Origin of the sequence: Achromobacter pulmonis (assembly GCF_902859765.1) — a bacterium.
Classification (GTDB): Bacteria; Pseudomonadota; Gammaproteobacteria; order Burkholderiales; family Burkholderiaceae_B; genus Achromobacter; species Achromobacter pulmonis.
In genome coordinates this window covers 20471-37717 of sequence record NZ_CADIJV010000023.1, presented here as the reverse complement: position 1 = coordinate 37717, position 17247 = coordinate 20471, and the positions used below count along the sequence as shown (strand labels likewise).

Genomic DNA, 17247 nt, shown 5'->3' with positions numbered 1-17247 from the left:
TTGTCCGCGCGGCCGCCAAACTCCTTAAAATAGGCGGTCTCCAGCAGGAAAAAAATCAAAGGAACCACACATGGGCTTTCTCGCCGGCAAACGCATCCTGGTCACCGGGGTGCTTTCCAACCGCTCCATCGCCTACGGCATCGCGCGCGCCTGCCACCAGCAGGGCGCCGAACTGGCCTTCACCTACGTCGGTGACCGCTTCAAGGACCGCGTGGCCGAATTCGCTGCCGAATTCGGCAGCGACATCGTGCTGCCCTGCGACGTCGCCGAGGACAGCCAGATCGAAGCCACCTTCGCCGACCTGGCCAAGCGCTGGGACGGCCTGGACGGCCTGGTGCATTCCATCGGCTTCGCGCCGCGCGAAGCCATCGCCGGCAACTTCCTGGACGGCCTGTCGCGCGAGGGCTTTCGCATAGCCCACGACATTTCCGCCTACAGCTTCGCAGCCATGGCCAAGGCCGCGCTGCCGCTGATGGAAGGCCGCAACGGCTCGGTGCTGACCCTGACCTACCTGGGCGCCGAGCGGGTGGTGCCCAACTACAACACCATGGGCCTGGCCAAGGCCTCGCTCGAAGCCAGCGTGCGTTACCTGGCCACGGCGCTGGGCCCGCGCGGCATCCGCGCCAACGGCATTTCGGCCGGCCCGATCAAGACGCTGGCCGCCAGCGGCATCAAGGACTTCTCGGCGATCCTGAAGTTCGTCGAGGCCCAGGCGCCGCTGCGCCGCAACGTCACCATCGACGATGTCGGCAACGTGGCCGCGTTCATGTTGTCGGATCTGGCCGCCGGCGTCACCGGCGAAATCACCCACGTCGACGCCGGTTTCTCGACCGTCGTCCCGGGCATGGAAGAGTAATTCCGCGGGTGGGCCGGGCGCCCTGCCCGGTCACGTTCCGTGCCGGGTGGCCCCCCACCCGGCACGCCGGCGTCTCAGGCCGGCCGCACGATCAGCGTGGACACCTGCACGTCCACCGCCGTCATCAGCTTGTGGATGGGGCACTTCTCGGCCACGGCCAGCAATTCGTCGATCTGCGCGTCCGACAACTCGCCATGCAGCGTCAGCTTGGCTGTCAGGCGATAAATGCCTTTGCGTTCTTCGCTCGCGTCGCGCACCACGTCCACCCCCACCGATTCCAGCGGCAGGCCCTTGCGCTGCGCATAGACCATCAGGGTCATGGCCTTGCAGCCGCCCAGCGCCGTGTCGAAATAGTCGTGCGGATCGGGGCCGGCCCCTTGCGGCTGCGGCATGTCCAGCGGCAGGTCGCGGCCTTCGGCCGTGGCGGTGAATTGCAGGGTGTTGGGCGCGTTCTGGCGCACGTGGATAGTCATGGGCGGAAGTCCTCGCGTTGCGGGCGGCGCGCGCGGCCGCCCCAACCCAGGTTGTAGCATCCGCCGCCATCGGGCCGCCCCGGTGCAACATCCATTTCTGACTGTAAGCTGAACTTCCGTCCGGAACGGCGGTCGGACATTCCTGTCCGCAAGAGGCTTGCACACACAGGAAACCCGCATGAGCGCCAGACAACTTCTAGACCAATTACTGCAATCCGGCCAGGGCCTGTTGGCCGACGCCGGCTCGACCGTAAAAAACGCCACCGGCGGCAAGGGTGGCTCGCTCCTGGCCGGCCTGGGCGGCGGCGCCCTGGGGGCCGGCGCGCTCGGCCTGCTGCTGGGCAGCAAGAAGGCCCGCAAGATCGGCGGCAAGGTCGCCATGTATGGCGGCATGGCCGCCCTCGGCGCCCTGGCCTACCGGGCCTACGGCGACTGGCAGCGCAACCAGGCCGGCGCGGCGGCCGCGCCGCCGCAGACGCTGGACCGCCTGCCCGCGCCCGAGGCCGAGCAGCACAGCTCGGCGGTGCTGAGCGCGATGATCGGCGCGGCCAAGGCCGACGGCCATATCGGTCCCGAAGAACGCAGCCTGCTGGAAACGGAGCTGGCCAAGCTGTCCAACGACGCGCAGGACCGCGGTTGGCTGGAAGCCGAGCTGTCGCGCCCACTCGATCCGGCCCAGATCGCGCGGGCCGCCAGGACGCCCGAAATGGCGGCCGAGATGTACCTGGCCAGCCTGTTGGTGGTGGACGAGGAAAGCTATATGGAACGCGCCTACCTGGATGAACTGGCGCGCCAGCTCAAGCTGCAGCCCGGCCTGAAGGAACAGCTGGAGCAGCACGCCCGCGCCGCGGCCTGACGGTCGCCATGGCGCGACCGGGGGCCGCAACCCTCGGCCTGGCTGGGCGCCATGCGCCCGGGCAGGCCTGGGTGAAGCCGGCTCAATCGGCCCGCAGGCCGATCGCGGCGGTCAGCGCCGTGTAGCGGTCGATATCGGCATTGATCATGTCCTGGAACCCGCGCGGCGTGCTCGTGGCGGGTGTGAAGCCCTGCTCGCGCAGGGCGTTCTGCACATCAGCGCGCTGCATGACGCGCGTGGCCGTGGCATTGAGCTTGGCAATGACGGCCGGCGGCGTGGCGGCAGGCGCCAGCAAGCCATGCCACTGATCCAGCGCATACCCGGCCACCCCCTGTTCGGCCACCGTCGGCACGGTTGGCAGCAGCGGGGAACGCTGCGGCGAGGTGACCGCCAGGGCGCGCAGCTTACCCGCCGCGATCAGGGGCGCGGCGCTGGAAGCCGTGACCACGCCCATGCCGACCTGGCCCGACGCCACGCCGGTCAGGGCCGGCCCGCAGCCTTTGTAGGGCACATGCTGCAACACCGCGCCGCTGGCCCGGGCCAGCATCTCGCCCGCCAGGTGCTGCGGCGTGCCGTTACCGCAGGAGGCGAACGCCAAAGGATGATCGCGCCGCGCGGCATTGCGCGCATCGTCCAGCGTGCGCAGCGGCGATGCCGCCGGCACCACGAATACGGACGGTACGAAGGCCACGTTGATCACCGCCGCGAAGTCGCGTTTGGGCGCGAAGCCCAGATTGCGGTAAACCCCCGGGTTGATCGCGAACGAACTGTTGACCATCAGCAGGGTGTAACCATCGGGCGGCGCTTCGGCCACGATGCGGGCGCCGATGTTGCCACTGGCGCCAGGCCGGTTCTCGACCACCACCGGCTGGCCGAACTGCTCCTGCAGGCTGGCGCCCAGGCGCCGCGCCAGCAGGTCGGTGCCGCCGCCGGGCGGGAAAGTCACCACGATGGTGATCGGGCGGCCGGGGTAGGCCGCGTCGGCCGGCGTGTCGCCGGATGGCGGGTTGCCGCAGGCGGCCAGCGCCAGGGCCAGCAGCAAGGGGGAAAATCGAAGCGCGCGTTTCATGATGCGTGTCCGTGGCGGCGGGCCGGGCTCAGGCGTCCAGGCCGATGTCCAGCACCTTGGCGCTGTGGGTCAGCCAGCCCACCGCGATCTGGTCGACGCCGGTGGCGGCCACCGCGGCGGCGGTGTCGGGGGTGATGCGGCCGGATGCTTCGGTGATGGCGCGGCCGCGCGCCATGGCGACAGCCTGGCGTAGCTCGTCCAGGCTCATGTTGTCCAGCAGCACCACGTCCACGCCCAGCGCCAGCGCGGTTTCCAACTGCGCCAGGGTGTCCACTTCCAGTTCGATCTTGACCATGTGGCCAACGCCGGCACGGGCGCGCCGCACGGCGGTCTCGACACCGCCGGCCAGCGCGATGTGGTTGTCCTTGATCAGCACGGCGTCGTCCAGGCCGTACCGGTGATTGCTGCCGCCCCCCACCCGCACCGCGTACTTCTGCACCGCGCGCAGGCCTGGCATGGTCTTGCGGGTGCAGGTGACGCGGGCGCCGTAGCCGGCGATGGCGCGGGCGATGGAGGCCGTGGCCGTGGCCACGCCGCTCAGGTGGCAGAGGAAGTTCAGCGCCACCCGTTCGGCGCTGAGCATGGCGCGGGCATTGCCACGCAGCGTGGCGATTTCGGTGCCGGGCGCCAGATCCGCGCCATCGCGTTGCGCCACGCTGAACTCGATGGCGGGATCGAGGGCGCGGAACGCCAGGCGCGCCAGGTCGAGCCCGGCCAGGACGCCATCCTGGCGCGCCACCAGGCGGGTATGCGCCACCGCGTCAGCCGGCACGATGGCGTCGGTGGTCAGGTCGCCGGCGCGGCCCAGGTCTTCGAGCAGGGCCGCGCGCACCAGCGGCTCCAGCATGACATCCGGCAGGGAGGGAATGGCCAAACGGGGGGCAGGCGCTTCAGCTTTAATGCTCATTTTGAGTATTTTGTGGTTAAAAAAAGGCGCGCACACGATGCGCAGGCACTTATGCTAGAGATGAGTATATGCGCTTGTCAAGCGTCACAGGCTGCGCGACAAGGGCAGCTTGCTGCCGGCGATGGCGCGCTCGAGCAATACGTCGCGGCGGAAGCGGAACAGCTTGGCAGGCCGGCCCGCCGTGCCGGTCGCCATGTCGCCGGTCTCTTCCACCAGCGCCTGCTGCTCGATCAGACGGCGGAAGTTCTGCTTGTGCAGGCCGCGCCCGGCCAGGGCTTCGACCGCCTGTTGCAGTTGCAGCAGGGTGAATTGCGCCGGCATCAGTTCGAACACGACCGGCCGGTACTTGATCTTGGCGCGCAGCCGCGCGATGCCGGTGGCCAGGATGCGGCGATGATCGTGGCGCATCGGCTCGCCCGGCACCAGCGCGGCCGCCGCGCCCGGTTGCCGCCGCGCCGCCTCGGGCACCAGGCCGGCCTCGAACAGCAATTCATAGCGCTGCAGCACCATGTCTTCGTTCCAGGCCGCGCCGTCGAGCCCGAAGGTGATGGCGACACGCTGTTGGCGGCGCTTGCGCAGCGCGGCGTCGGCGGTATCGTCGCACCAGGCCCGCAAGCGCGGCACGATCAGATCGTCGACCAGCGCCGTGTCCGCGCGCCGGTCTTCCCAGGGGAAATAGCGGTACCAGTCCTGCCAGCCGACTTGCGCCACGCCGGTCTCGCCAGCCTCGCGCGTGAGGCCGAGATAGCTGACCGACATGACGCGCGCGCCCGACTCGTCGGAGCGGTCGCCGTCGGCAAAGGTGTAGAGCTGCTCGACATAACCCAGCGGATGATGGGTCTGCGCCTCGACCCAGGCGCGCAGGCCGGCCTGCAGCGAACGGTGGGACAGTTCGAACGGCCCGGCCGGCAGCGCCCGCGCGTCTTCGGTCGTCAGCACGCGCGGCTCGCCATGGGTGACGGCGACCAGGACGGCGACGAGTTCGGCATGCAAGGAGCGTTCGACGGATTCGGTCAAGGTAGGCAGCTGGAAATGAAGAAGGCCGGGCGCGGTCGCGCGGTGTCGCGCCGCCCCCGGCAGTGGCGCTGGCGCGACGGGGACACGCGCTCGGCATTATAAGGGCCGGGGCCGGCGGCAAAGGCGGCCCGGGTGCTGCAACAGCCCCTTGCAAACGTGACAGCGCAATCCGCGCGGCGCGCCGCCCGCGGCCCTAAGATGAGGAGAGATCCCTGGCGCGTCGCCATCCCGGGACGCCCGCAACCGGAGACTTCATCATGCTGAAAACCGCCAGCGATTCCTCCCGCGCCGCACCCCCGCCGACGCCGGCCGTCGATCCGCGCAAGGGCACCGAAATCCTGCCGATGCCCGACCAGAGTCCCACGGTGGCGGGCATGCCGCGGCAAGGCCGCGCCATCGAGCCGCCCGGCGATCCCGGGGTCATTACACCCGAGGATGACGTGCTGGATACCTCGCACGAAAACCGCAAGCGCTGACGCGCGGGCCGCGCGCGCCGGCAGGCTGCGCGCGGCGTCTCAGCCGACCTTGGCGACCGCTTCCTGGCGCGTGTCGACCACCGTGAGGATGGCCAGGAATCCGCTGATATCGAATACCTCGCGCACATGCGGCTGCATGGCGCAGAGCGCGAGCGCGCCCGAGGCCTGCTTGAGCCGCTTGGCCAATACCAGCACCACGCGCAGGCCGGCGCTGGAAATGTAGTTCAGGTTCGACATGTCGAGGACAAAGCGGCGCTCGCCCTTTTCCACGTGCGACAGCAAGTCCGCCTCGATGCCCGCGGCGTTGCCGCTGTTGATCTGACCTTCGGGCGCGACAACCAGCACTTCCCCGACTTTCTCGACTGCGAGATTCATAGTGGTTCCCGGAAATTGACCAGCGCCCCGATCCCTGCAATTCGGCCGCGGCGCAATGCCGAGATGATACGCGAGGCGCCCGCGCGGCCAAGCGCGAAATTGTGCCAGGACAAGCACGATGCGCGCCCCCCATACGCCAGCCGGCCGCAATCGGGCATACTTCCACCTGCACGTGTACCCCTGAACGCAAGGCGACCATGCCCCCTCAGTCCGATACGCTTGACCTCGTCCCCGACTCCCGCGCCGTCGCTTGCGCCATTGAATGGCTTGAAGCCATCGCCGAGCGCGAGGCCTGGTCGCCCAAGCTGAGTTTCGGTCTGTCCTTGAGCCTGGACGAAGCGCTGACGAACATCGTTTCATACGCCTTCGACGATCCCCTGCAGGCCCCCGAACCGGCCCGCGTCCACCTGGCCTGCCGCCAGGACGCCGAGTGGATCTCGCTGGAGATCCTCGACAATGGCCGGCCGTACGATCCCACCCTGACCCCGCCTCCCCCATTGGCCGCCTCGCTCGATGATGCCGAAATCGGCGGCCACGGCGTGCGGCTGATGCAGCACTATCTGCATGACCTGCGCTACGCGCGCGCCGGCAACGAGAACCACCTGACGCTGGTGATGCGCGCCGCATGACTTCACCGGCGCGCCATATCAAGACGCGCTATCGAGTTTGAGCAACACATAGACAGAAAGTACCGAACCAGAGCCGGTCATCTGTCACTCATGCATAGACTGCGCGCCGGTTGCGCGCAGCCCACGTCCAGATGCCGCCCGTGAACGCTCCCTATCGTCCAGAAGGATTGCTTGCCCGCCCCCTGTATGCCCGCGTCGACGCGGGCGCCGTGGCCCATAACCTGGCGCGCTTGCGCGCCGCCCTGCCCGCCGCGGGCGCGCCGCGGCTGTGGGCCACTGTCAAGGCCGATGCCTACGGCCATGGCCTGGCGCGCGTGCTGCCCGCGCTGCGTGAGGCTGACGGCCTGGCGGTGCTGCACCTGGATGAAGCGCGCGCCTGCCGCCGGCTGGGCTGGGACGGCCCGATACTGGTCTATGGCGGGCTGTACTCGCAAGCCGACACGCTCTTGCTGGACTCGCCGCACCTGCACCTGGTGATCACGCACGCCGCGCAATTGCAGTGGCTGGCGCAGGCGCCCGCCGCCGAGCGGCCGGCGGTCTGGCTGCGCTTTGCCGGCGACATCCACCACACCGGTTTCTGCGCCGATGACTACCGCGCCGCATTCGCGCTGGCGCGCGAGCTGTCCGGACGCGGACTGATCAGCGAAGTCGGCCACCTGAACCACTATGCGCGCGCCGATGAAGCCGACGGCGTGGCGCAGGCCGACGCGCGCTTTCGCGACGTGATCGCGGGCCTGCCCGGCCCGGTCTCCACCAGCAATTCCGCGGCGATGCTGGGCCATGCCGCGCGGGCCGCCGCCACCCAATGGGTCCGCCCGGGCCTGGCGCTGTACGGCGCCAGCCCCTTCGCCGAATGCAGCGCGGCCGGGCTCGGTCTGCTGCCGGCCATGTCCCTGCACTCGCAGGTCGTGGGCATCCAGCGCGTGCGGGCGGGTGCCGGGGTCGGCTACAGCGCCGCCTTCATCGCGCCCACGGCAATGGACGTGGGCATCGTCACCTGCGGCTATGCCGATGGCTATCCGCGCCATGCGCCCACCGGCACGCCGGTGGTGGTGGCCGGCGCGCGCACGCGCCTGCTGGGACGCGTGTCGATGGACATGATGGCGGTGGATCTCGGTCCCGTGCCCCAGGCCGCGATCGGCGCGCCCGTGACGTTATGGGGCGCCGATGGCCTGCCGGTCGAGGAAGTGGCGCTGGCGGCGGGCACCATTGCCGCGCAATTGCTCACGGGACTGAGTGCGCGCGTGCCGGTGGCACTGGCCGGCGCGCGTTGAATGGCAGCGCCCCGGCACCGCAGCGACCGTCGAACCGCCGCGGCGGCGCGCGCCGGGGCCGCAGGTTCAGGCCGTGTCCTGGCGCGGCCGGGCCGGCGCGAACAACAGGAACAGCACGGTGGCGGCCAGATAGATCACACCGGTCGCGGCCAGCCCCGCGCCCATGCCGGCGGCGCCGAACATCGCGCCGACCACCAGCGGCCCGGCCATCTGGCCAAGCTTGTCGGCGGCGCGCATGACGCTGGTGGCGCCGGCCGCGCCGTAGCGCTGCACCTGGGGCAAGGCCAGCATGTAGGGCGATTGCGAAGCGCCGGCAAAGCAACTGGCCAGCGCCAGCAACAGCACCGCGGCGGCGGCGGCCAGCAGGCCGCTGTTGAAGTACAGGCCCAGCATGCCGAGGCTGCCCACCAGGCCGCCCAACACGATCCAGCTTTTCTTGATGCTGCTGCGGTCCACCACGCGGCCCATCAATGGTCCGACGTAGATGACACACAGGCCGTAGATCATCAGCACGCGGCCAATGCTGGAAGCCGCCACGCCTTCGGCCTCCAGGTACAGCGGCAGGGCAAACGACAGCAGCCCGACCTGCGCGATCGAGAATGGAATCACGCTGCCCAGCAGCAACAGGCCGAAATCGCGCGTGAACAACAGCTTGAGCGTCTGCGAGAGATGCGCGTGGGCGCGGACCGCGGCCTGCGTGGCCGACTTGCGGCCGCGCTCCATGTAGGGGCGCATCAGGATGAGCACGCCGGCCAGCGGCATGACCAGCATCACGGCGCCGACCGCGAACACCGCGCGAAAGCCCACCTGCTCCATCAACATGGCGCCCACCGCCGCGCCCGACAGGTGCCCGGCGAACAGGCCGGCGATCACGCCGGTCATGTTGCGGCCGCGGTACAGCGGCGGACTGCGCGTCACGATAAAGCCTTGCAGGCCCATCCAGGTCAGGCCGTAGCCCAATCCCACCAGGCCGCGCGCGGCGCTGAACATCCACAGATTGGCGGCCGCGGCGCACGCCAGCATGCCGGCGGCGGATACGCCCAGGCCGGCCAGCACCGGCACCTGCCAGCCCTTGCGGTCAGTGAGGCGGCCGGCCAGCAGCGAGGTCAGCAGCCCGCAGCCCATCTCCACCGAGATCGGCAGGGCCAGCAACAGATTGGCCGGCAGGTCCAGCCCGCCCGCGGGCAGGCTGCGCGCATAGAGCGGCAGGAAGCCCAGCGGCAGCGCCCAGGCGAACAGGAAGCCGAACATCACCGGCCGCGCGATACGGCCCACCTCGGACTCATCGTCCGGGCCGACGCGGCTGCCGTCCGGCAACGTGGCGCGCGCGGCAAAGGCGCGGTTCATCAACAACGCCAGCAGCAGCAACATTTCGATCGCGGCCACCAACGCCACCGCCACAACCGTCACGGCGTCCAGCGCGCGGCTGCGCACGCCGGCGGCGATGACGTCGCCGGACAGGCGCAACACCAGATCGCCATGCGCCTTCGGATCGGCCAGCGCCGCGCCCACCGGCAGCACCAGCGTCAGGTCGTCGGCCTGCGGGCGGACCGGCGGCAGACCCGCCACGTCGATCGCGCCGCGCGCGTCGGCGCCATACAGGACGCGGCCGTCGCGATCGGTCAGTTCGATCTGCGCCACCGCCGGAAACGTCGCGGCCAGGCGCGTGAACGGCGCCTCGACGCCGCGCAGCCGGTCCACTTCCAGACCGTAGCCAAGCACCCGGTTCAGGTCGCGCTGCAGGCCTTCGGCCAGCAGGCCGACGTTGTTGCGCGTAACCTCGAGCCAGCCGCTGCGGAAAGTGGAGATGGTGTAGGCGGCATACACGCCCTGCGCCAGCATCAGAGCCAGCAGCGGCACGACGAAACGCGCTCGGCCGCCAGCGGCCAGCGAGGTCAGCGGCACGATGTATTTGAAGACGGCGGCCAGACCCAGCCCCACCAGCGCGGTAACGGCCAGCAGCACCTGCAGGTTGTCGAGGAGCAAGCGGCGGCTGGCCTCGCCGTCCTGGCTGGCCGACAGCACCACGGCCCCCAGCGCCTTGCCGCCCGCGGCGCTCAGCGGCACGGCGACGGTCACGCGATCGCCGGCCACCGCGACCAGGGCGCCGGAACCGCGCCGCGCCACGCCGGCGGCGGTCGCGCGCCCCGCGTCCAGGGTGCGCGCCAGGTGTGCCGCGTCCTCGGGCAACTCGCCCTGCGTCGCCAGCGCCTGGCCATCGGCCAGCAGCACCGCGGCGCCTTGCACCCCGCGCGAACCGGCCAGGCCATCGCGCAAGGTGTCGCGCAGGCCGAAATACTGTTCCAGCGGCTTGCCCAGGCGCAGGCCATTCTCGATATTGCCGGCCACGCGCCGCGCCACCACTTCGACGCGATCGGCGGTGGTGTCGACCACCAGGCGGTTCAGGGCCGACAGGCTGAGCGCGCCGATCAGCGCCTGCGCCAGCAGCAGCACGGCCAGACAGGCCAGCGTGACTTCCAGGACCGGGCGGCGACGCAACCCATCGAGCACTATTTGTATTGGTTCGCTACGCATGAGGCCACGCCGTCGCAAAGTATTTACACACGGGCACCAATGGTATTTACAATTAATGCAAATTGCATCTTATTTCACGCCTTCACCTCATCCGCCTCCCCTTGCCCCCATGTCGTTGCGCTCGCTCCGTAGCAAGATTTTTCTACTGGTCGTAGCGCTGCTTCTGGCGGTGGCGGCATTCGTGATGCTGACCTCGCAGCGCAACGTCACGCGCACGGTGATGAACAGCGAACGCCATGCCGTCAGCAACGTGATGGAACTGGTGCTGCGCGATGCCGAGGCCCGCTGGGGCGCGCTGCTGGCGGACAAGATCTCCACCGTGCGCAGCGGCCGGCGCCAGCTGATGCAAAGCGGCACGGTGGTCGCGGCGGCGCTCGGCACCTACGCCGACCTGGCCGACCGCGGCCTGGTGACGCCGGGCGCGGCCAAGGGCATGGCGCGCGCCTGGATCAACCGCCTCAAGCTCAACGACCGGCGCTACGCCTTTGTCTACGATGCCGATTTCCGGGTGCTGGCCAGCGGCGACCCCGACATGATCGACCGCGATCTGTCGACGCTGTCCGACTTCAAGAACCGGCCGCTGGCGCAAGCGTTGCTCGAGGAAAGCCGTACCTCGGGCTATGGCTTCGCCATCTATCGCTGGCCGCCGTCGGCCCAGCGCGGCGACGGCGAAACGCGCTATGCCTATTTCGGCTATTTCCGTCCCTGGAACTGGGTATTCGCCATTTCCGACAGCGCCCAGGATGTCATCGAGCAGGTCGACAACCGCCGCACCCAGTTGGAAAACTCGGTGCGCGACACGCTGACGAAGCTGACCCTGGCACAGTCCGGCTTCATCTTCATTGTGGCCGACGACGGCCGCATGATCGTGCCCCCGCCCGAGGCCCGCGCCGGTCTGATGGAGGTCCGCGACCAGGGCGGCACGCCCCTGCGCACGCTGCTGGCGCGCCAGGACGCCAATGGCAAGCTGCAAAGCCTGCGGTTCGATGGCGGCAACGGCACCTGGCGGATCGACAGCGCGCGCTTCGCGCCGTTGGGCTGGACCGTGGTGGCGGCCGTGCCCGAAAGCGACCTGACGGCGCCGGCGCGCGAACTGCTGAACCGGCAGGCGCTGATCTTCGTGGGCATGATGCTGGTGGCGCTGGTGTGTGCCTGGCTGGTGGCGGCGCGCATCGTCAGGCCGCTGGAAACACTGACCCACTATGCCCGCCAGTTGCCCGAGCAGGACCTGACCGCGGCCGCCAGCGTGCCGGCCCATATCGCCGCGCTGCCGGACAAGCACAAGGACGAGGTCGGACGCCTGGCGTCGTCGTTCCTGTTCATGGACCGCAAGCTGCGCGAGAACGTGGCCCGCTTGATGCGCGAGACCACCGCGCGCGAACGCTTCGAGAGCGAACTGAACATCGCCCGCGCGATCCAGCTCGGCCTGCTGCCGGTGCCGCTGTCGCCGCTCACGCGCGAACAGGTCGACCTGAACGCGGTGATGCTGCCGGCCAAGGAAGTCGGCGGCGATCTGTACGACTACTTCACCCTGCCCGACGGCCGGTTGTGCCTGGCCATTGGCGACGTGTCGGACAAGGGCGTGCCGGCGGCGCTGTTCATGGCCGTCACCCGCACGCTGATCCGCGCCACCGCCGAGGACGAGACCGATCCGGCGCTGATCATGCAGAAGATCAACAACCGCCTGTCCGAGAACAACCCCAACATGATGTTCGTCACGCTGCTGGTCGGCGTGCTCGACCTGACCACGGGCGAACTCAAGTGGGCCAATGCCGGCCATCTGCCGCCGGCGATCGTGGGCGCCGATGGCGTGGTGCGGCTGCTGGAAGGCCGCAGCGGCCCGGCCTGTGGCGTGCAGGAAGACCTGCAATACCGCTGCCTGTCGACGGTGCTGGCGCCGGGCGAGATGCTGGTGGGCTACACCGACGGCATCACCGAGGCCGTCAATCCGCACAATGCGCAGTATGGCGATCCGCGCCTGCTGGCCGTGCTGTCCAACCCTCCCGTGCCGGCGGCCAGCCTGGCCAAGCGTCTGCTGGAAGACGTGCAGGCGTTCGCCGACGGCGCGGAACAATCCGATGACATCACCCTGATCGTGATCCGCCGCCCATGAAGACTTCGCTGTCCACCCTCTTGTTGAGCCTGGCCCTGCTGGCGCCCGCCGCGAGCCACGCCCAGGCCGGGGCGGCGCCGTCCCCGGCCGCCACTGCCCCCTCCCAGGTGTTCCCGACCCACCCCGTGACACGCCCGGACGGCAAGAAATGGCGCATCGGCTATTTCGAGAGCGGCGACTACAGCGAGTATCCCCGCACCCTGCGCGTCACGGTCGAGGGCCTGCAGAAGCTGGGCTGGATCACCGTGCCGGCCATTCCCGATGGCCTGAACGGCAGGCAGATGTGGAACTACCTGGCCGACAACGCCCACAGCGACACGCTGGAATTCGTGCGCGACGCCTGGTGGCAGCCCGGCAACTTCGACGCCGCCCAGCGGCCCGCGGTGCGCGAGGCCATCAAGCAGCGGCTGGAGAGCAGGAAGGATATCGACCTGATCATCGCCATGGGCACCTGGGCCGGGCAGGACATGGCCGCGATGGGCGCGCCGGTGCCCACCATCGTCGCTTCGACCAGCGACGCGATCGGCGCCCGCATCACCCGTTCGGCGCAGGACAGCGGCTTGGACAACCTGCATGCCCGCGTGCAGCCCGAGCGCTATCAGCGCCAGGTGCGCCTGTTCCACGAAATCGTGCCGTTCAAGCGTCTCGGCCTGGTGTACGAAGACAGCCCCGAAGGCCGTACCTACAGCGCGGTCGACGCGGTCGAGCAGGTGGCGCGCGAGCAGGGCTTCAAGGTGGTGACCTGCAATGCGCCATCCAATGGCATCCCGCAGGAAGCCGCGACCCGCAATGCGCTCGAATGCTATGCCAAGCTGGCGCCGCAGATCGATGCCGCCTACGTCACGGTGCACCGGGGCGTGACCCCGGCTTCGATCGACACGGTGGCCGAGATCCTGCGCCAGGCGCGCGTGCCGAGCTTCTCGATGCTGGGCTCCGAAGGGGTCAAGCACGGGCTGCTGCTGAGCCTGGCCCAGGCCGACTATTCCTATGTCGGCCTGTTCTACGCCGAGACCATGGCGCGGATCTTCAACGGCGCCAAGGCGCGCGAATTGAGCCAGGTCTGGATCGATCCGGCCAAGATCGCCCTGAACCTGCAGACCGCGCGTGTCATCGGCTTCGATCCGCCGGTGGATATTCTGCTGGCGGCCGACGAAGTCTACGAGGCGCGGTAACGCTCCGTTGCCAGACCTCGGCGGGAAAACCGCGCGATAGCATAAAATCCGCGTACGTGTCGCGGCGATGGAACCAAAGCGCCAGCCGGGTTACTCAACCACAGGGGCTGTTGAATCTCCTACGGGCCCGACCTTGGACACGCCGGATTTATTGGCTGCATGACAATTTCATCGGTTACCCCTTCCTCGCCGTTCGTCTCTCTCGAAGCCTTCGCCAAGGCGGCGCAGAGCGGCCAGGACGTTTATGTCGACATCGCCGGCGAAAAGCTGCAGGTCCTGGGCATGGGGACCACGCCCGGCGGCCGCAGCGTGGCGTGGGTGGCGCCGAATGTCGACACCACCAGCCTGTTCGCGTAGGCGCTGGCCCACAGCTATGGCCAGGGCATCGCCAGCGCGGTGTCGCGCGAGCTCGGGCTGGAACCCAACCCCGGCAAACCGCTGGCGGCCCGCACCGTCGTGCAGGCGCTGGACATGGCGCAGACCTCGCGCGATGCCCTCTCGGGCGTCGACTTCCTGACCCGCCTGGCGGTCTCGGCCAGCGCCGATACCCCCGCCTTCCAGCAAGCCTGTCGCGACACAGGCGTGGCTGCCGCCAGCCTGAACGCCAGCCGCCGCGATGCGCTCGACCAAGCCATGCAGGCACGCTTCGAGCAGGCGGCCCTGTCGGGGCAGAGCCCGGTTTCGCTGGCCACCGCCGCCGCCTGGTTGCGCGACCAACTCAAATCCGGCTGACACCGGCCCCCCCGCCGATCGAGATTCCGTTCTCCGGAATATCGCCACCATCGATTACTTGTTTTTACATATCTGACGCAAAAAATCTTACTTTTGCCTCAATATTTCGATTTTCGAAATATTGTGACACCGGTAAGCTGCGATAATTCGCCGCAGACCGGTCGTAACTTGTAGCTGAATACACGTTTCTTTTCCCAATCCATGACCCATCCCAGCGACTGCACAGCCGCTTCCGCCGAGACGGATTTGCCGCCCGTTCGCGCTGACGGCGAGGGGCGGGGTTGGGACATGGATGAACAATATCTGCTGCGCGACCTGGTGCGGGAGCACTCCACCCGGCTCCAGCGCTTCATCATCAAGCACATCGGCAACACCACCGAGGCCGAAGACCTGGCCCAACAGGCTTTTGTCGAAGCGGCCCGCTCATACCGCAGCTTCCGCGGCGAATCGCAACTCTCCTCCTGGCTCTACGGCATCGCGCTGAACCTGGTGCGCAACTATCTGTCGCGCGCCCCCGAGCGCCGCCATGATTTCGTCAGCGACAGCCTGCTGGCCGAGCATGCCACCAGCGACCTGTCCCCCGATCGCGTGCTGGAACAGAACCAGACCCTGGCCTTGCTGCAGGAATCGCTGGACGAACTGCCGGAAAACATGCGCGACATCCTTCTCATGGTCGGCATCGACGAGATTTCGTACGAAGACGCCGCCGCGCTGCTGACAGTGCCGGTCGGCACCGTGCGCAGCCGCCTGTCGCGCGCCCGTGCGGCCCTGCGCGAGAAGCTGGCCCAGAAAGGGCTGCGGCTCGACGACTGAGCCGCCCCCTCCGCGGCCATCCGAAGGCATCCCTCCGCATGGCCACGCGCCCCGGCTAGGGCGCCCTGCCCGTCCCCGGCGCCGCCACCGGCTCGACCTGGATCACCGGACCTTGCTGCGCGCTGGACTTGCCTTCCAGCAGCGGCGCCGCCGAGGGCGTGCCATCCAGCCATTCGGAGGCGCGCACCGGCCCGTTGCTGCGGCGCAATTGCACGTTCGGCCCGAACACGATGCGGGTACGCTGGCTTTGCGCCAGGTCGAGATACTGCCCCGCCGTCATGCGGCCTTCGCCGCCCCAGGTGGCGTTGAGCATGGGGCCGGTGCCGGACACGCCGGGCGTGGCCACCACTTCGCCATTGATCGCCACCACCTTGGGCCGGATCAGGAACAGGCGCTCGCGCCGCTGCACGGTCTTCGACTTGTTCGAGAACAGCAGTCCCAGGCCCGGGATGTCGCCCAGAATCGGCACCTTGTCGACCTGCTCGGAATTCTGGCTGCTGTTGTAGCCGCCGATCAGCAGGGTCTGGTCGTTGCCAACGATGGCCAGGGTGCTGATATTGCTCTTGCGCACGGTCGGCAGGTTGTCGATCTGGCGTTCTTCCTGGATGCGGCCGTCCTCGATATCGACCGTCAATTCGACGCGCGCGCCGTCCTTCGACTCGATGTAGCGGGGCGTCACGCGCAGCGACGTGCCCACGGTCACCGGCGTCACCGTCGCCACGCGTTCGCCGCGGGTCTGGATGTAGAAGGTGTCGGACAGGTCGATCATGGCACCGAGGTTGTCCGCAGTCAGGATCGACGGTTGCGACAGGATGTTGGCCTGGCCCTTGGTCTGCAGGGCGCGCAAGCGCGCCGCCAGCGTGTTGCCGACGCTCACGCCGATGGTGCCGGGCGACAGCGCCGCGCCGCTTTCCAGCGGCAGCCCGCCGCTGGTGCCCAGGCCCAGGTTGCCATAGCCGAACGTGGTCGAACCGGCGCGCGCGCCCCAGGTCACGCCCAGTTCGCTGACCAGGTCCGAATTCACATCCACGATCATGGCTTCGATCTCGACCAGCGTGCTGGGCAGGTCGAGCTGCTCGATCAGGCTGCGGTAGATGGGGATGCGGTCGGGAATGTCCTGCACGATGATGGCGTTCAGGCGCGCATCGGCCTGTACCGTGGGTTCGCGCAGGCGCAGCCCGGATTTGCCGGTGGCCGCGGGCGCGGCCGGCTGGGCCCCGGCCTGGCCGGCGGCCCCATCGCTGCCATTGACCTGCGGAAAGGCCGGCGGATTGTCGCGCAAGGGCGCCGCGATGGCGGCCAGGGTTTCATTGTTGGCGCCACCGCCGCCGCCCGTGATCAGGTTGCGCAGCACGGTCGACAGGCCCGGCGTCACCACCTTCTGGTCGCGGTAGCTGATGGTGCGGTCATTGACCGAGGCGTGCTTGAGTCGGAACACCGCCACCTGCTGGCCGCCCGCCCCCATCGGCAAGGCGGCCACGGTGCGTTCGACCAGGTCGACGTAACCGGGCGGGCCGGACACCAGCGCGATGCCTTGATCGGGCAGCTCGCCCCAGCCGAAGCGCGGGTCCAGCACGCCGAGCTGCTGCAGCGCCTGGCGCAACGCGCTGATGGAGCTGCCCATGGCGCTGACCGAGCGCGTCTTCATGTCGTTGGTACGGCTGACGAACAACGTGCCGGCGTAGACGAACCAGTTGAAGCCGTACACCCCGCCCAGCCGGTCCATGAACTCGGTCGGCGAATTGGCGTTGAACTTGCCGTTGACCGTGCCATTGACGTTGGGCCCGAGTTGCAGCGACAGGCTGAAGCCGCCGGCGAATTCGCGCAGCAGCGTCTGCAGGTTCTCGTCGCGGGCATAGTAGCTGTAGGGCACGTTCGGCCAGTTGGGCGCGGACTGCGCGCCGGCCGCCAGGCCCAGCGACAGCGCGGTCGCCAGAATCATCCGCTTCA

17 protein-coding genes are annotated in these 17247 nt (G+C 68.8%); 10 read left to right on the top strand and 7 right to left on the bottom strand.

All coding sequences use genetic code 11. The features are described from left to right. Nucleotides 1-70 precede the first annotated feature (70 nt). Nucleotides 71-856 (top strand): enoyl-ACP reductase FabI, encoded by a 786-nt coding sequence (gene fabI, locus HV701_RS18530; RefSeq protein ID WP_175134486.1) that lies wholly within the window; start codon nucleotides 71-73, stop codon nucleotides 854-856. Nucleotides 857-930: 74 nt separating this feature from the next. On the opposite strand, the gene HV701_RS18525 is transcribed toward fabI, so the two are convergent. Next, entirely contained in the window at nucleotides 931-1329 is a 399-nt protein-coding gene (locus tag HV701_RS18525) for an OsmC family protein (protein WP_175134485.1), read from the bottom strand. Nucleotides 1330-1507: 178 nt separating this feature from the next. Between HV701_RS18525 and HV701_RS18520 the strand changes: the two genes are divergently transcribed. Beyond that, nucleotides 1508-2185 carry a tellurite resistance TerB family protein gene (locus tag HV701_RS18520; protein WP_175134484.1) on the top strand — a complete coding sequence of 226 codons (678 nt, stop codon included), beginning with the start codon at nucleotides 1508-1510 and terminating at the stop codon, nucleotides 2183-2185. Between the two features lie 82 nt (nucleotides 2186-2267). On the opposite strand, the gene HV701_RS18515 is transcribed toward HV701_RS18520, so the two are convergent. The 3 genes from HV701_RS18515 to HV701_RS18505 all read right to left on the bottom strand — a co-directional run bounded on the left by HV701_RS18515 (nucleotide 2268) and on the right by HV701_RS18505 (nucleotide 5178). Beyond that, nucleotides 2268-3254 carry a tripartite tricarboxylate transporter substrate binding protein gene (locus tag HV701_RS18515; protein WP_175134483.1) on the bottom strand — a complete coding sequence of 329 codons (987 nt, stop codon included), beginning with the start codon at nucleotides 3252-3254 and terminating at the stop codon, nucleotides 2268-2270. Between the two features lie 28 nt (nucleotides 3255-3282). Further along, entirely contained in the window at nucleotides 3283-4161 is an 879-nt protein-coding gene (gene nadC, locus HV701_RS18510; RefSeq protein ID WP_175134482.1) for a carboxylating nicotinate-nucleotide diphosphorylase, read from the bottom strand. An 84-nt stretch (nucleotides 4162-4245) separates the two neighbouring features. Then, nucleotides 4246-5178 carry an NUDIX hydrolase gene (locus tag HV701_RS18505; protein ID WP_175134481.1) on the bottom strand — a complete coding sequence of 311 codons (933 nt, stop codon included), beginning with the start codon at nucleotides 5176-5178 and terminating at the stop codon, nucleotides 4246-4248. Nucleotides 5179-5435: 257 nt separating this feature from the next. Between HV701_RS18505 and HV701_RS18500 the strand changes: the two genes are divergently transcribed. Next, nucleotides 5436-5654, top strand: a complete 219-nt coding sequence (locus HV701_RS18500) for a hypothetical protein (protein WP_175134480.1) — start codon at nucleotides 5436-5438, stop codon at nucleotides 5652-5654. Between the two features lie 39 nt (nucleotides 5655-5693). On the opposite strand, the gene HV701_RS18495 is transcribed toward HV701_RS18500, so the two are convergent. Continuing rightward, nucleotides 5694-6029, bottom strand: coding sequence for an STAS domain-containing protein (locus HV701_RS18495; protein WP_175134479.1), 336 nt, complete (start codon nucleotides 6027-6029; stop codon nucleotides 5694-5696). Between the two features lie 197 nt (nucleotides 6030-6226). Between HV701_RS18495 and HV701_RS18490 the strand changes: the two genes are divergently transcribed. Together HV701_RS18490 and alr are read left to right on the top strand one after the other, a co-directional pair. Continuing rightward, nucleotides 6227-6658: an ATP-binding protein gene (locus tag HV701_RS18490; RefSeq protein WP_175134478.1), complete on the top strand. Its 432-nt coding sequence runs from the start codon at nucleotides 6227-6229 to the stop codon at nucleotides 6656-6658. Nucleotides 6659-6789: 131 nt separating this feature from the next. Further along, nucleotides 6790-7932 (top strand): alanine racemase, encoded by a 1143-nt coding sequence (alr, locus tag HV701_RS18485; RefSeq protein WP_175134477.1) that lies wholly within the window; start codon nucleotides 6790-6792, stop codon nucleotides 7930-7932. A 66-nt stretch (nucleotides 7933-7998) separates the two neighbouring features. Here alr and HV701_RS18480 read toward each other — a convergent pair whose 3' ends face one another. After that, nucleotides 7999-10467: an MFS transporter gene (locus HV701_RS18480; protein ID WP_175134476.1), complete on the bottom strand. Its 2469-nt coding sequence runs from the start codon at nucleotides 10465-10467 to the stop codon at nucleotides 7999-8001. A gap of 109 nt (nucleotides 10468-10576) precedes the next feature. Between HV701_RS18480 and HV701_RS18475 the strand changes: the two genes are divergently transcribed. The 5 genes from HV701_RS18475 to HV701_RS18460 all read left to right on the top strand — a co-directional run bounded on the left by HV701_RS18475 (nucleotide 10577) and on the right by HV701_RS18460 (nucleotide 15297). After that, the gene (locus HV701_RS18475) at nucleotides 10577-12580 is read left to right on the top strand and encodes a SpoIIE family protein phosphatase (protein WP_175134475.1); all 2004 of its coding nucleotides are present in this window, start codon (nucleotides 10577-10579) and stop codon (nucleotides 12578-12580) included. Further along, a complete protein-coding gene (locus tag HV701_RS18470) occupies nucleotides 12577-13752 on the top strand; it encodes an ABC transporter substrate-binding protein (protein WP_175134474.1) in 1176 nt (391 codons plus the stop codon). The genes HV701_RS18475 and HV701_RS18470 overlap by 4 nt, the downstream gene beginning before the upstream one ends. A gap of 159 nt (nucleotides 13753-13911) precedes the next feature. Then, nucleotides 13912-14109 (top strand): hypothetical protein, encoded by a 198-nt coding sequence (locus HV701_RS26855; RefSeq protein WP_254595207.1) that lies wholly within the window; start codon nucleotides 13912-13914, stop codon nucleotides 14107-14109. A gap of 3 nt (nucleotides 14110-14112) precedes the next feature. Further along, a complete protein-coding gene (locus tag HV701_RS26850) occupies nucleotides 14113-14484 on the top strand; it encodes a BspR family type III secretion system anti-sigma factor (protein WP_476929140.1) in 372 nt (123 codons plus the stop codon). Between the two features lie 288 nt (nucleotides 14485-14772). Further along, nucleotides 14773-15297, top strand: coding sequence for an RNA polymerase sigma factor (locus tag HV701_RS18460; protein WP_236755121.1), 525 nt, complete (start codon nucleotides 14773-14775; stop codon nucleotides 15295-15297). A 55-nt stretch (nucleotides 15298-15352) separates the two neighbouring features. On the opposite strand, the gene sctC is transcribed toward HV701_RS18460, so the two are convergent. After that, nucleotides 15353-17239, bottom strand: coding sequence for a type III secretion system outer membrane ring subunit SctC (gene sctC / locus HV701_RS18455; protein WP_175134545.1), 1887 nt, complete (start codon nucleotides 17237-17239; stop codon nucleotides 15353-15355). Nucleotides 17240-17247: the final 8 nt, after the last annotated feature.